Raw genomic sequence first — 13,488 nt, 5'->3', positions numbered from 1 at the left:
CAGCGTGCGGCCAGCCACACGCCGCGCCGGCCCGCCCGATGGCATGCGGCGCTCTCTGAGCTCAAACCGGCTGCGGCATCAGCGCGCCGCACTGCCAGCACTGCTCGAACCCGCCCTCCACCATTTCGCCGCACCCGCACAGCCAGCGGCGCTGGGGCAGGTTCTGCAACGCCTGCAGCAGTTGCCGCGCGCGGGCCGCGTGCTCGTCGTGCTCCAGCCAGATCTCGGGCAGGCACTGGTCTGGCGGCAGGTGCCCGGCGGCGGCCCCCAGGTACTGCCGCTGCACCGACGCCGGCATGCCGCCCTCGCGCAGCAGGTCGGCCCACAGGGTGGCGATCGCGATGTTGGGGGCCTGGGTCAGACGGAGCATGAACCCACCATAGCCGCTGTCCCGCAGCCCGTAAAGGGCGGGAAAGCCATGGCGCCGCTCATCCCCCCGCACCGGGGGCCGCAACGCCCACCGACGCCGTTCAGGCAGGCGCCTTGGCCTCGGCCGGGGCGCTGCCTTCCGCCGCGCGTTCGGCGTAGCGGTTGAAACGCCATGCCGAGCTCTCCAGCGTGATGCGCCGCCACACGGTGCGCTTTTCGACCGGCGTCATCGCCAGCCAGTGCTGTACCTCGGCGAAGCTGCGGCCGCAGCCCTTGCATTGCTCGTCGCCCTGGCTGGTGGAGCAGATGGCGATGCACGGGGTGTCGGGCGTGGTCTCGTACCAGGCGCGCCAGGCTGCCATGGCCGCCGGGGGAAAGCCCGCCTCGTCGGCTTCGTCCTCGTGCCAGTACACCATCATCGCGTAGACCTCGGCCAGCGCCACCAGCTCGGGCGCCAGCGTCACGCCGTCGGGCGACGGCGACCGGGCGCGCCAATGGTTGATGGCGGCTTCGATGTCGGTGATGTGCAGGACGGCCATGGGTGTGCGAAAGGGGGCCGCGATCATACCGCTGCCCGGGTGCGCTCCCGCGGCGCCCGACGGCCTCTGAGCCGCCCCGCAGAACACTCACGAATTGATAGCAGCAAAGGCAATCAAAACGCCGGCGTGGGGCCTGTTTGGCTCAAAACCGTCCCGGCGCGCGGGACACGTTCGCTTGCACGGCCGCTCGCCCCTGTGTTCCAATGCCGGCTTCGAAGGGGAGTAGCTCCCAACCCAGCAGACATCCGGCAGGCACACCGCCCGGGGCGGCTGGGCTTGTCGGTCCTGTCGTCAGTACGAAGCGCAAGCTTCCGGCAGGCCGGGTCCATCCATGCACGGCATGGCGGACCGAGCGAGACCTTTGATGGGCCCTGCGCGGGCTGATCAAGGCCGTCCCTATCGAACAACGCTCCGCGCAACGCGGGCGTGCCTCAGGTCACCTCCGCAGTCAGCCCCCGTTCCCGGAGGGGCCCGGCGCTACAGGGGTAGCGGGTTCCTCCTCCCGGCCATTGCTTTTGAGGAATTTATGGACTTCTTGACTTCACCCGAGTTCTGGGTCGCGTTGGGGCAGATCATCATCATCGACATCCTGCTGGGTGGCGACAATGCGGTCGTCATCGCGCTGGCTTGCCGCAAGCTGCCACCCGCCCAGCGAACCAAGGGCATCATCTGGGGCACCGCGGGCGCCATCATCCTGCGCGTCATCCTGATCGCGTTCGCCATGACGCTGCTGGCGCTGCCGTTCCTCAAGTTCGTGGGCGCGCTGCTGCTGGTGTGGATCGGTATCAAACTGCTGGCACCCGACGAAGACGGCCACGGCGACGTGGCAGGCAGCGACAAGCTGTTCGCGGCCATCAAGACCATCATCGTGGCCGACTTGGTGATGAGCGTGGACAACGTGATCGCCATCGCCGGCGCCGCCCAGAATGCCGGCGAGCACTCGATGCTGCTCGTGGTCCTGGGCCTGCTGATCTCGATCCCGATCATCGTCTGGGGCAGCCAGCTGGTCATCAAGCTCATGGAGCGCTTCCCCATCATCATCACCATCGGCGGCATGCTGCTGGGCTGGATCGCCGGCGGCATGCTGGTCACCGACCCGATCTTCGTCAACACCGAGCGCTGGAGCTGGGCACCGAAGCTGGGCACGCTCGACGCGCAAGGCCTGGCCGTGATCTCCGACACCCTGTACTGGGCCGCGCACATCGCCGGCGCCCTGCTGGTGCTGGTGGTCGGCAAGGCCATCGCCTCGCGCCGCGCCGCAGCGGCTCCGGCCGCCCACGGCTGAGCGGGCAGGCCTTGACGACGAACGTTGGGCGAAACGGCACGGGCGCCGCCAGGCGTCCGGCCATTTCGCCCGGCCCTCTCCCCATTGCTAACGGCACCCCTGCCAGGTCACAAGGAAGCCTCATGAACAAAGTCATCGTTTACGTGGACGACGCCGAGCAGGCCCGGCAGGTCCTGGCGCCCCTGTCTCACCGCGCCTCGGCCGAGAAAACGGAATGGGTGCTGGTGGCCTGCGCGCCGCGCATGACCCACCGCATCAGCAAGTGGGTCAGCCACAGCGCCCGCGAGAACTGGCGCACCAAGTGGGCCGACAAGCTGTTCGGCCAGATCGTTCCCTGGCTGCAGGCCGAGGGGGTGCAGGCCAGCACCGTGCTGGCCAAGGGCCCGCTGGCCGATCTGCTCACCCAGCTGCAGGCCGAACACGGCGCCGTGCCCGTGATCGACGCACGCCGCCCCAAGCAGGACGAAGTGGCCGCGCCGGCGCCCGTCCAGGCGGTGGCCGCCCCCGTCAACATCACGCGCAAGCCATCGCCGCGCCGCTGGTCCCTGCCGGGCACGCTGGCCGGCTTGGGCGCGATGTTCATGTTCGTGGCGGAGTGATCCTCCCCCACGGCCTTGCTGCCCAGCAGTTACGCGCAAGGGCCTGTCCTGCACACATGACGTAGTTGTGCTGGCTGACGACCTGTTGCGTCCGGTGCGTCGCGGAGGTTCCGGGTACCCGCGACAACGGGGGATCTTGCTGCAGCGAGGCACTTCGTGAAAGGAGACTGGACTTCGCGATCCCTGGGTTATTTTTGGCACGGCTACGCGATGGTGGAGGTTTTTTCACTCACCTCCAGCCTCAAGATTACCCATGCAGATTGCTCCCTTGGTCTCCACCTCCGTCGCCTCTACCTCTTCCGTGCCCGAGCAGCCGGCGAGTCAGCCTTCATCGCGTCCCGGCTCGCCCCGTCCGTCCACCATGGAGTCCGGACCTCCGATTCGGCCCAAAGGTCAGTCGCTGACCTCCACGAGCAGCCTGGGCCCTCGCATTGAAGCGGATCGGCTTGCCGATCTGCAATCCGACAGCCGTCCCGGCCCGTCTTATCAGGGCACTGTTCGCGTGGAGGGGAATCAACTCACGTCCAAAAACCCGGTGACCCAGAAGCTGCTGGAGTCCCTGGCGATCGATCCTGCCGAAGTGCCCGGTCTGAAATTCATGGCCCTGGCTGGCAAGGAGCCGACGCTATCGCTTCGCCTGGGCGCCAACGGTGGAAACACATTGGACAGCCTCAAGGCGGCGCTTGGCGAAGACCTCAGCGCCCCGATGGAGCACGCCACCATCCCGCTGCTACTCGGCGTGATTGCTCGCGGTGAGCAGGCGATCGGCGATGACCTTCGCGGCCGGATCATCCCGCTGCTGCGGGAGGCACGTCCGAGGATGGAATCGTCTTTGCCCGCACTGAAATCCTTGATCGAGGAACGGCTTGCCGCACGGCCGGACCTGTCGCTGAAGATGGCTGCCACAGGACTGCTGCAGCTTGCTACGGCCAAGAGCATCGACCTCAAGCTGCTTGGCTCGAGCCTGGCCGTCAGCTCGGGGCTGGGCTCGCTGTGGGAGCTCGTGGCGGCACCAAAGGCCAAGCTCGCGCTGCTGGGTTCCGGCTTCGCATCCGTGGCGTGGGGCCTGCCGGCGTCCGTGATCGACGCGGCGCCCATGGTCGCGATCGAGGCGGCGGACACGATGACGGTCAAGAAGCGCATGGCCAATGACCGTGGCGATCCCTTCCCATTCATGCAAAAGCTCGGCGAGGCGCTCACTGCCGGGGTCGTGTCGGCCATCGGCGCGTTGCCGAACAACTTGCTCGAGTACAACGCCGCTCGTCTACCGAGAGCTGTCGCTGCGCTGATCGGCGTGGGGACAACCGAGGTCGCCATCCTCTCGGCGGCGGCGGGCGTGCCTGGAGAGATTGCTGAGATCCGTGAGTCGGTCAAGGAGGCCGTCGAGCACGCGGTCCACAGCGGCGTGATGAAGCTGCCCGAGGGCGTCGCACAAGACGAAGCCATCCATCTGGCCACCGAGCTGGCACTCAAGATGGAGCCCAGTACGGTGATCGGCAAGAAGTCGATGGGCGTCGCACTCGCGGTGGGGCTCGTGCCCTTCCTCCTCGGTGGCATGGTCACCGGTGCGCTTCCAGAAGCGGCGCTGCGCATCCTGCGCAGCACCGCTTTTGCACCGATCGAGATGATTGGCATGAATGTCATTGCCGCCATCTCTCAGACCGGCGTCCCGGGTATCGTGTCCAGCGATCACCAGCGCTTCGCGAATGTGATCGGGGACTTGCTCCAACACTCTGCTGCAAACATCGGTGACCTCGAGAGCGGAGCGGGTGAGACGAGCGGCCTGCAACCGACCATCGACGAGGAGGCCATCGTCGCGAGGCTCGCGCCTCACAACGAATTGCTGCGTCACGTCGGAGGCGCGGCCCTCACCGCCATGGCGGGGGTGCTCGACAGCGTGGGCTTCGTCGGACAGGTCGCTGCCTCAAGCGCCTCGTCTGCCATGAGTTCGCTGACGCGTCCATTCCGGGCGGTCGCCCAGGAAAGCCAGGCCAGGGAACCGTTGCTAACGTCATCCGCAACGCATGGCTGAAGCGGGGGTCAGGCTGACGGACAGCAAGCCTCGCCCGAAGAACCCACGAAGCCATCGCTTCGCTGGCGCCTGAACGCAGCGGTTGAGCGCATTCGCGGGCCGGGGACAGGCCAGCGAATCCGCCGAGCCATGGCATGCGGGTGCTATGCTCCCGCGCCATGATGAAACTCATCCTCAAGTGGTTGCTCAGCGCTGCGGCGCTGCTGTTCGTGGCCTACGTGTACAGCGGCGTGGAGGTGAAAAGCTTCACCAGCGCGCTCATTGCCGCCTTCGTCATCGGCCTGTTCAATGTCGTGCTGCGGCCCGTGCTGGTGGTGCTGACGCTGCCGGTCACCGTCCTCACGATCGGGCTGTTTCTCTTCGTCATCAACGCGCTCATGTTCTGGGCCGCCGCCACGGTGCTGGGCGACGGCTTCCAGGTACGAGGCTTCGCGGCGGCGCTGATCGGCTCGCTGATCTATTCGGTGCTGGGCGTGCTCATCGAATCAGCGCTCGGCGGCCTGTTCCTTAAGAAGTGAATCGACGGCCCGCAGACGCGTCTCGATGATCGACGCGTCGATGTAGTCGGCCGCATCGCCCCCCCGGCTGCCGCTCTTGCGCGCCAGATCCTGGCCCGCCTTGAACCGGTCCACCGCGGCCTGGTAGTCGTAGCGTGCCGCATGCGCCTCGGCCTCGGCCCGCACCGCGCGCAGCGGGTGGTTCTGCTGCTGCCACACCGCCGCCAGCAAATGCCATGCGGTGGCATCGTGCGGATGCGTCGCCACCCGCGTCTGCAGCGGGCCAGTCATTTCCTGGGCATTGCCCGTGCGCAGCAGGGCCTGCGTGCGCAGCAGCATCTCCGGCCGCCCCGTCGGCGCAGCGGACTGGACTGCAGGGCTCGCTGAAGAAGCCAGGGTCGTCTGCGCTGGCAACTGCAGCAATGCGGCCTGGAAGTCCCCGGCCGCGAATTCGATTTCCGCACTGAGCAATTTCGCCTGCCGCAGCGCCGGCGCATCGCCGCGCACCGCCTCCATCAAGCCCCGCAGTGCGGTGCGCGCCGCCGGCACGTCCTGCAGCTGGCTGGCGCTCAGCGCCGCCGCATACCAGGCTGCCACCCGGCGGGGCAACGGCTGGGCGGCGAAACCGGTGCCCAGCGGCTCGGTCGTCCACTGCCGCCAGACATCCACGCCCGGACGGGACAGCACGCGGGCGCGCGCGGCCATCATCGCGTGTTCCAGCGTGGGCGTGGCCGGTGCGGCGGCGGCGCCCCCTGGAGGCAACCGCGAATGCATGTCGGCAATGCGCTGCGTGGTCAGCGGGTGGCTGCGCAAATAGGGCCAACTGCCGTTGTCGTTGATGCGGTTGGCCTGCTGCAGCTTGTCGAACATGGCCACGAACCCCTGCGGCGCAAAGCCGGCCGGCGCCATCAGCCCATAGCCGATGCGGTCGGCCTCGCGCTCCATGTCGCGCGAGAAGTTCAGTTGGTTCTGCACCGCCACCGCCTGCCCGCCGATCATCAGCGCCTGGGCCGCATTCGGGCTCTTGCTGGCGGCCAGCGCGCCCAGCACCAGAGCCCCGAGCATCAGCGGCGTCTGCCGGTTCTGCTGCGTGATCAGGCGCGAGATGTGGCGCTGCGTGACGTGGCTCAGCTCGTGCGCCAGCACCGACGCCAGCTCGTCGCGCGTGGACACCACGCCGATCAATCCCAGGTGCACGCCGAAATAGCCGCCCGGCAGCGCGAAGGCATTCACCGTGCGGTCCCGGCCCAGCAGGATTTCCCACGCGAAGCGCTCGTCCAGTTCGGGGGAGAGCTCCCCGCGCTCGCGCGCCGCTTTTACCAGGGGTTGGAAGATGCTGTCCACGTACTCGTTGAGCACCGCGTCGTCGATGTAATCCGGATCGCGGTACAGCTCGCGGATGATGCGGTCGCCGAGCTGGCGCTCCTGGGCGGTGGTGAGGTCGGAGCTGTCGCCCAGCGTGGGCAGGCCCGCTTGCGCATGCACGGCGGTCGTGCCGCACACAGCGCTCAGGATGAAAAGGGAAGCGGCCACCGCCTGACGCACAAGCACCAGAGGCCGTTTTCGATCAAATGACACGCAAAGTCTCCTGCACTGATTCAGCCACGCCACCCCGGCCATGGCCGCTACACATGACCGTATGATGCCCTGGCCCCCGAATGTTCCCTGCCGGCGAATGACCCGCGTGCAATCCCCAGTACTTGTATGAGCGATACCCCCACTCCCTCCAGCCTGACCCACTTCGACGCCCTGGGCCAAGCCCACATGGTCGATGTGGGCGCCAAGCAGGCCACGCACCGCGTTGCCGTCGCCACCGGCCGCATCGAGATGCAGGCGGAAACGCTGGCCATCATCCAGTCCGGCACCGCTGCGAAGGGTGACGTACTGGGCATCGCCCGCATCGCGGGTATTCAGGCGGCGAAAAAGACCAGCGATCTGATTCCGCTGTGCCATCCCTTGGCGCTGACGCGCATCGCCGTGACGTTTGCGACCGCATCCGAGGGGGTCGGCATCGAATGCACGGCGACCGTGGAAACCGTGGGGCCGACGGGCGTGGAGATGGAGGCGTTGATGGCCACCCAGGTCGCCTTGCTCACGGTGTACGACATGTGCAAGGCAGTGGACAAGCACATGGAGATCAGCGGCGTGAGGGTGGCGAAAAAACTCGGCGGCAAATCCGACTGGAAAACACCCCCTACTTCGGCCACGCCACCTTAGCCATCTCCGGATAGACCGCGGCCTGTTCATCCCATTGGCGGCGCAACTCGGCGACCAGATTCTGGCTGGGCTGGTTCAAGCGCGTCATCACCACGACCCAATATTCCGCCTCCTGGGTTTTGCCGGCCGCACCATACATTGCGGCAAGCTTGTAGAGGGTGATGGTGCTGGGCAATAGTTTCGTGGTCCGTGAAGCGCGGACCAGATCCTGCTCGGAGTGCGCCTTGCCGGGGCTGACCCGGATAAGCCACATCAAGTCCTGCAACTGGGTCAGAGATACCACTTCCGGGGCCAGGCGATCAGAGGGCGCGGCCAATTGCTGGCGCTCGAAGCGGAGAGAGAAGAAATCGTCTTCGATTCGCAGGTAGTCATGGATCGTGATGGCCAATCCCACGCCAGCCACTCCCATCATGATGGCGATCGGCCAACGCCCCGTCTGCCCGACGGGCTTGAACCGCAGAGCCTCGTTCAACGCGCCCAGCATGAGGCCGCATGGCAGCAAGAAGTAGGCGTAGTAGAGGGGATATTCCAGCATGGCGTGCACACCCAGCGCGGCCACGAACAGGAACATCCAGAGGTGCTCTGGCTGGGCCATGCGACGGATCGCAAGAACGGTCCACAAGACCAGCACTGTGCAAAAAGCCAAACCCAGCGGAATCCCTGTGAAAACCAGCAGATCCATCAGCAGGTTGTGGGCATGCCGGTGCGTTCCCGCCGTGACCATGTCGTAGGGGTTCGGAGCGAACTGCGCAAAACTGGTTTGCATCCAGCCAAAACCGAACCAGGGGCGGCTCCACACGGCTTCCCAAAGATGCATCCAGACGTCCAGGCGCAGTTCCAGGTTCGAGATGCTCCGCACGGGTCGCAGCTGGGACGCCCGTCCCAACCACACATCGACATGGGGAAGCGCAACGAGGAAAACCGCGAACATGCCGGTCCAGGTGAACGCGCCCACCATGACGCCCCGCGTGATGGCCAGGCGTTTGCGGAACAGGGCCAGCATCGCCAAGGACAACAACACGACCAGCCAGGTCGTGCGCGACTCCGCCAGCGCCAGTCCGACCGCCAGCAAAACGGCCAGGAACCAGGCCACAAGGCCAGGCAATCGGCTGCGCTGATGCAGCCACGCGCACGCCAGCACGCCGAGGCAGAGCAAACTGGCCAATTGGTTCGGTTGCCCCAGGTTGGCATGAAAGCGCTCGGGAGGGGCAGGAAGGAAGAGCCAGAACGCGCTGCCGGGGTCGATTTGCAGCCATTGCTGGAACTGGATCAGCAGCGATCCCAACGCCCCCACCAGCGCCGCCATGAACAGAAAATCGGCACCGTGCGAAGGCCGCCACCGCTCCAGCGCAGCCCCCACCAGCATGGTCAGGGCCAACCCTATCAAATACAGGGAACTGGTCCACGCCACCCCTCTAGCTTCCACCAGACCCGCCGCGTATTGCGCCCATACGATCACGCAGCACGCCAAAACCGCTAGAGGAAGGACGTGCCAAGCCACCGGCTGCGTTTTGTTGATCCGCCAGAGCACCATAGCGCCGAGGCCCCACATCGCACAGGCCGCCCAAGCATCGGCGTAGAAGTCAACCCAAGGCTCGTGGTGGTTGGGCAATAGCCAGCACAAGGCGTAGATCAACGCACCCAATGCAGGAAGCGATATAGAACGGGAGGACGAGGTCGGAGCCATAAAATCTTCAAGACCATGAAAAAAGGGGGCTGAAGCCCCCTTTTTCTAGTAAAAACGCCAAGCGTTCGTTGATTACTTGCAAGAACCAGGGGCGTACTTCAAAGCCACGCCCGTGCTCTTGCAGATCCACTCATAAACTTGCAAGCCTTGACCGCCAGTGGTGGCCGTGCCCAGTGCAAAGTTGTTACCGCCGCTGTCCTTCTTAGGCGTGAGCGTGATGGTGTCGGTGCTTGCCATCGTCACACCCAGGTTGGATGCATGCGGCACGACAGTGATGATGCCAGTGGTTGCATCGGTAGTGATCGAAGCCACCATCTTGGTGGGGCCAGTGGCATCACAACCGAAGGCATTCGTGCCCGACAGCGTCGCGTCGGTGCGCATGCTCTGGATGGTTTCGCTGATGGTCGTGCGGCACTGGGAAGCGGCCAGAACCACTTCGGCCATGCGCGCCTTGATGGTGTAGTCCTTGTAAGCTGGCAGGGCCACAGCAGCCAGAATACCGATAATCGCCACCACGATCATCAATTCAATCAGGGTGAAACCCTTTTGCAGATTGCGCTTCATACATCTCTCCTAGGAGGTCGATTGCAAATAAAAACCTGCAGAAGAATTCTCCAGGTCCGCCATCAACTCAGCAGGTTCCATGCCAACGCGGCCTATCCGTCAAAACAGAGAAACCCCAGGGGAACAGGCCAGGGAACCCCATCTGAATCGCTCCATCCCTGGCACTTGTGACAAATTTGTCCACCACCCCTGTCACAAGCAGATGCGTGAGTTACGAATCCCGCTGCATCTCTAGCCGACTGATACCAACCCATCAGCCCTGAACAAACTCCATCTCCGTCCCTGCCAGCGCCAAGCGGTCCCCGCTCTTCAACAGCACCGGTTCATCCGCCATCACGGCGCCATTCAACTGAGGCCGCTGCGCGCCTTCCACGTGCGACAGCACAAATCCATGGTGCCGCTTGGTGATCGACGCAACCGCCACACCCGGCTTGCCGATGGTGGTCACCACCTTGACCAGCGCCACCTCGCGCCCTGCAGCCGCCCCTGAGCAGACCCGGATGGACGCACTCAATACCGGGGCGGGCGTAGCACCGGCGGCGGACAGCGGGGCGGAACGGGAGGTCAATGGCCGCGGCGGCACCATGCCGGGCTTGAACACCATGGTCTTTTCGAAGTTTTCGCCCTCGTTTTCCTGCAGGAAGCGGATCTTGTACTTGCCCACTTCAACCGTGTCCCCGTTGCGCAGCGGCTGGCGCTTGACGGGTTGCCCATTCACGTAGGTGCCGTTGGTGCTGCCGAGGTCCTCGATCTCCACCTCGTCGGGCGACACATGGAGCACGGCGTGTTCGCCACTGACGGCCAGGTTGTCGATGACGATGTCGTTGTAGGGGCGGCGGCCGAGGGTCGTACGCTCCTTCGTCAATTGGACTTCCTTGATGACGACTCCGTCGATCGACACGATCATTTTCGGCATGATCAATTCCTCATTCTTTCATTGCGATGGTCGGCCAGGTGGCTGATTCAACTTCAATCGGCACGCAAAAATCGCGACATCAAGCCGCGCTTCCTCTCAATGGATCCCGCCTGCACCAGCAGCACGCTGATGTTGTCGCGGCCGCCCCGGGCATTGGCGGCTTCGATCAGATGGGCGGCTTTGTCCTCCAGGGGTTCCTGTACCAGGGCCAGCGCTTGAATCTGATCGTCGTCCACCATGTCGGTCAAGCCATCCGAGCACATCACGAACAGATCCTGTGGCTCCACGGGAAACTCATTGATTTCGACAAGTACAGCACTTTCCACGCCAAGGGCCCGAGTGACCAAGTTGCGCTGCCCTGATATCGCCGCCTCTTGCGGCGTGAGGATGCCGGCATCCACCTGTTCCTGCAGCCAGGAGTGGTCGCGCGTGATCTGCCTCAGCACACCGCCGCGCAGGCAGTAGCACCGTGAATCGCCGATGTGCCCGAGGATCAGGCGATCGCCCAGAAAAACGCCGACCACCACCGTGGTGCCCATGCCCGAATACTGCGGATGGGAGAGCGACGCATCGAAGATGGCGTGGTTGGCCCGCTCCACGCAGTCTTCCAGCGCCCGGCGCACTTCCGTCGACGCGGCACGGGGGCCGGCTTGCGCCAGCCACTGGGTCATTTCGTCGTGAATGAGGCTGGTGGCCATGCCGCTTGCGATTTCGCCCGCGTTGTACCCGCCCATGCCATCGGCGAGCACCGCCAGCTGCGCGCTGGCGTCCGCGATCACGGCGTCTTCATTGTTCGAGCGCACCCGGCCTTGGTCGGTGCGGGCGCAAAACTGATAGTTCAGCTTGATTCCCAAGGTCATGCTTCACCCGGCGCAGGGAGAAGCAAAGCTGCGCCAGCGGTGTGCGCAGTCCCTGTTGCAGTTTTTTGAAAATCCCCCATGTCGTGCCCTGTTGCGTCGCGTTCCGCATCATAGACGACGGACCCGCCGCCGAGAGGGCCTCGGGGTCGGCCGACCCCAAGTTTTCATCGGGCTACCGGAGGCACAACCGCATCAACTGGCCGCCGCCGAGTTTTGCTGCGCCCGCGCCTGCAGGAATTTTCCGGCGCCCACCACGAACAGGGCGCCCAAAGCGGCCGCCACATAGTGCAAGGAAGGATGGGCCAGGACAACATCGTGCAGCGATGCATCGCTGGCGATGGTCTCGCCCCCCACCCAGCCGATCAGGCCGGCTCCGAACAGAACGATGATGGGAAAGCGCTCCATGAGCTTGATCATGAGCGTGCTGCCAAAAATGACGAGCGGAATGCTGATGGCCAGGCCGAGGATCAACAGGACCATGTTGCCGTGGGCCGCGGCGGCCACGGCGATCACGTTGTCCAGGCTCATCACCAGGTCGGCGATCAGGATGGTGCGGACGGCCGCCATGAGCCCGCCACCGGACTGGGAGCCTTCGCCGTCTTCGTCGCTGTCGGTCATCAGCTGCAGGCCGATCCACAGCAGCAGGCAGCCGCCGATGATCTGCAGGAACGACAGCTCCAGCAGCTTGGCGGCCACCACGGTCAGCACGATGCGCAGCACCACGGCGGCGCCGGAGCCCCAGAAAATGGCTTTCTTCTGCTGATGCGGGGGGAGCGAGCGCGCGGCCAGTGCGATGACCACGGCGTTGTCGCCGGACAGGATGATGTTGATCCAGACGATCTTGACGAGGCCGATCCAGAAGTCGGCCGTGTGCAGGAATTCCATGCGAGGTATCTCCGTGTTATGAATGAAAGAGGCGCCCGAAACCAGGGTTTCGGGCGCCTCTTCTTTTATGGGAGAGCGCAGTTTATCGGGGCTGCAAACCCCTTTCGTCCGTAGTTTTGCTTACGGATTACTTCAGCTGCGCCTTGAGCAGCTTGCCGAGCTCGGAAGGATTGCGGGTGATGATGAAGCCCGACTCTTCCATGATGGCGAGCTTGGCATCGGCCGTGTCGGCACCGCCGGAGATCAGCGCGCCTGCGTGGCCCATGCGCTTGCCGGGAGGGGCGGTCACGCCGGCGATGAAGCCCACGATCGGCTTCTTCATGTTGGCCTTGCACCATTGGGCGGCTTCCGCTTCGTCCGGGCCACCGATTTCGCCGATCATGATGACGGCATCGGTATCGGGATCGTCGTTGAAGGCCTTCATCACGTCGATGTGCTTGAGGCCGTTGATGGGGTCGCCACCAATGCCCACGGCGCTCGACTGGCCCAGGCCCACTTCCGTCAGCATGGCCACGGCTTCGTACGTCAGCGTGCCGGAACGGCTCACCACGCCGATGCGGCCCTTGCGGTGGATGTGGCCGGGCATGATGCCGATCTTGATTTCGTCGGGCGTGATCAGGCCGGGGCAGTTGGGGCCCAGCAGCAGCGTCTTCTTGCCGCCGGCGGCTTCCTTGGCCTTCATCTTGTTGCGCACTTCAAGCATGTCGCGCACCGGAATGCCTTCGGTGATGCAGATGGCCAGGTCCAGATCGGCTTCCACGGCTTCCCAGATGGCAGCGGCGGCGCCTGCGGGCGGCACGTAGATCACCGACACGGTGGCGCCGGTCTGCGATGCGGCTTCCTTGACGGAGGCGTAGATCGGAATGTTGAAGATCGACTCGCCGGCCTTCTTCGGGTTCACGCCCGCCACGAAGGCGTTCTTGCCGTTCGCGTATTCCTGGCACTTTTCCGTGTGGAACTGGCCGGTCTTGCCCGTGATGCCCTGGGTGATGACCTTGGTGTCTTTGTTGATGTAGATCGACATGTGTGTTCTCCGGG

Annotated in this window: 14 protein-coding genes; 5 read left to right on the top strand and 9 right to left on the bottom strand. The window is 64.8% G+C overall.

Translation table 11 applies throughout. From position 1 onward, the window contains the following. Window positions 1-61: 61 nt before the first annotated feature. Window positions 62-370, bottom strand: a complete 309-nt coding sequence (locus tag AVME950_RS16420; protein WP_284430623.1) for a putative signal transducing protein — start codon at window positions 368-370, stop codon at window positions 62-64. A gap of 100 nt (window positions 371-470) precedes the next feature. Beyond that, entirely contained in the window at window positions 471-908 is a 438-nt protein-coding gene (locus AVME950_RS16415) for a DUF3717 domain-containing protein (RefSeq protein ID WP_284430622.1), read from the bottom strand. Window positions 909-1,434: 526 nt separating this feature from the next. On the opposite strand from AVME950_RS16415, the gene AVME950_RS16410 reads away from it, so the two are divergent. The 4 genes from AVME950_RS16410 to AVME950_RS16395 all read left to right on the top strand — a co-directional run bounded on the left by AVME950_RS16410 (window position 1,435) and on the right by AVME950_RS16395 (window position 5,342). Then, window positions 1,435-2,193, top strand: a complete 759-nt coding sequence (locus tag AVME950_RS16410) for a TerC family protein (RefSeq protein ID WP_284406519.1) — start codon at window positions 1,435-1,437, stop codon at window positions 2,191-2,193. Window positions 2,194-2,315: 122 nt separating this feature from the next. Next, window positions 2,316-2,792 carry a hypothetical protein gene (locus AVME950_RS16405; protein ID WP_284430621.1) on the top strand — a complete coding sequence of 159 codons (477 nt, stop codon included), beginning with the start codon at window positions 2,316-2,318 and terminating at the stop codon, window positions 2,790-2,792. A 253-nt stretch (window positions 2,793-3,045) separates the two neighbouring features. After that, window positions 3,046-4,824 (top strand): hypothetical protein, encoded by a 1,779-nt coding sequence (locus AVME950_RS16400; protein ID WP_284430620.1) that lies wholly within the window; start codon window positions 3,046-3,048, stop codon window positions 4,822-4,824. A 161-nt stretch (window positions 4,825-4,985) separates the two neighbouring features. Then, window positions 4,986-5,342, top strand: a complete 357-nt coding sequence (locus AVME950_RS16395) for a phage holin family protein (RefSeq protein WP_272569868.1) — start codon at window positions 4,986-4,988, stop codon at window positions 5,340-5,342. Here the strand turns inward: AVME950_RS16395 and AVME950_RS16390 are convergent. After that, entirely contained in the window at window positions 5,310-6,941 is a 1,632-nt protein-coding gene (locus AVME950_RS16390) for a M48 family metalloprotease (RefSeq protein WP_502869417.1), read from the bottom strand. The genes AVME950_RS16395 and AVME950_RS16390 overlap by 33 nt on opposite strands. 84 nt (window positions 6,942-7,025) lie before the next feature. Here AVME950_RS16390 and moaC point away from each other — a divergent pair, with 84 nt between their 5' ends. Further along, window positions 7,026-7,538: a cyclic pyranopterin monophosphate synthase MoaC gene (moaC, locus tag AVME950_RS16385; RefSeq protein WP_284430619.1), complete on the top strand. Its 513-nt coding sequence runs from the start codon at window positions 7,026-7,028 to the stop codon at window positions 7,536-7,538. On the opposite strand, the gene AVME950_RS16380 is transcribed toward moaC, so the two are convergent. The 6 genes from AVME950_RS16380 to sucD all read right to left on the bottom strand — a co-directional run bounded on the left by AVME950_RS16380 (window position 7,516) and on the right by sucD (window position 13,474). Next, on the bottom strand, window positions 7,516-9,183 hold the full coding sequence (locus AVME950_RS16380) for a PglL family O-oligosaccharyltransferase (protein ID WP_284430618.1): 1,668 nt from the start codon (window positions 9,181-9,183) through the stop codon (window positions 7,516-7,518). The two genes, moaC and AVME950_RS16380, sit on opposite strands and share 23 nt — an antisense overlap. Before the next feature lie 114 nt (window positions 9,184-9,297). After that, window positions 9,298-9,789 carry a pilin gene (locus AVME950_RS16375; RefSeq protein WP_284430617.1) on the bottom strand — a complete coding sequence of 164 codons (492 nt, stop codon included), beginning with the start codon at window positions 9,787-9,789 and terminating at the stop codon, window positions 9,298-9,300. Between the two features lie 253 nt (window positions 9,790-10,042). Then, a complete protein-coding gene (locus AVME950_RS16370; protein ID WP_284430616.1) occupies window positions 10,043-10,705 on the bottom strand; it encodes an FHA domain-containing protein in 663 nt (220 codons plus the stop codon). A 53-nt stretch (window positions 10,706-10,758) separates the two neighbouring features. Then, window positions 10,759-11,565 (bottom strand): Stp1/IreP family PP2C-type Ser/Thr phosphatase, encoded by an 807-nt coding sequence (locus AVME950_RS16365; RefSeq protein WP_284430615.1) that lies wholly within the window; start codon window positions 11,563-11,565, stop codon window positions 10,759-10,761. Between the two features lie 192 nt (window positions 11,566-11,757). After that, window positions 11,758-12,450 carry a TerC family protein gene (locus AVME950_RS16360; RefSeq protein ID WP_284430614.1) on the bottom strand — a complete coding sequence of 231 codons (693 nt, stop codon included), beginning with the start codon at window positions 12,448-12,450 and terminating at the stop codon, window positions 11,758-11,760. 127 nt (window positions 12,451-12,577) lie between these two features. Continuing rightward, window positions 12,578-13,474 (bottom strand): succinate--CoA ligase subunit alpha, encoded by an 897-nt coding sequence (gene sucD / locus AVME950_RS16355; RefSeq protein WP_092742583.1) that lies wholly within the window; start codon window positions 13,472-13,474, stop codon window positions 12,578-12,580. Between the last annotated feature and the right edge of the window lie 14 nt (window positions 13,475-13,488).

It is taken from the genome of Acidovorax sp. SUPP950 (genome assembly GCF_030158935.1).
Classification (GTDB): domain Bacteria; phylum Pseudomonadota; class Gammaproteobacteria; order Burkholderiales; family Burkholderiaceae_C; genus Paracidovorax.
The sequence above is the reverse complement of the archived record's forward strand: the minus strand, read 5'-3'. Positions and strand labels throughout refer to the sequence as shown.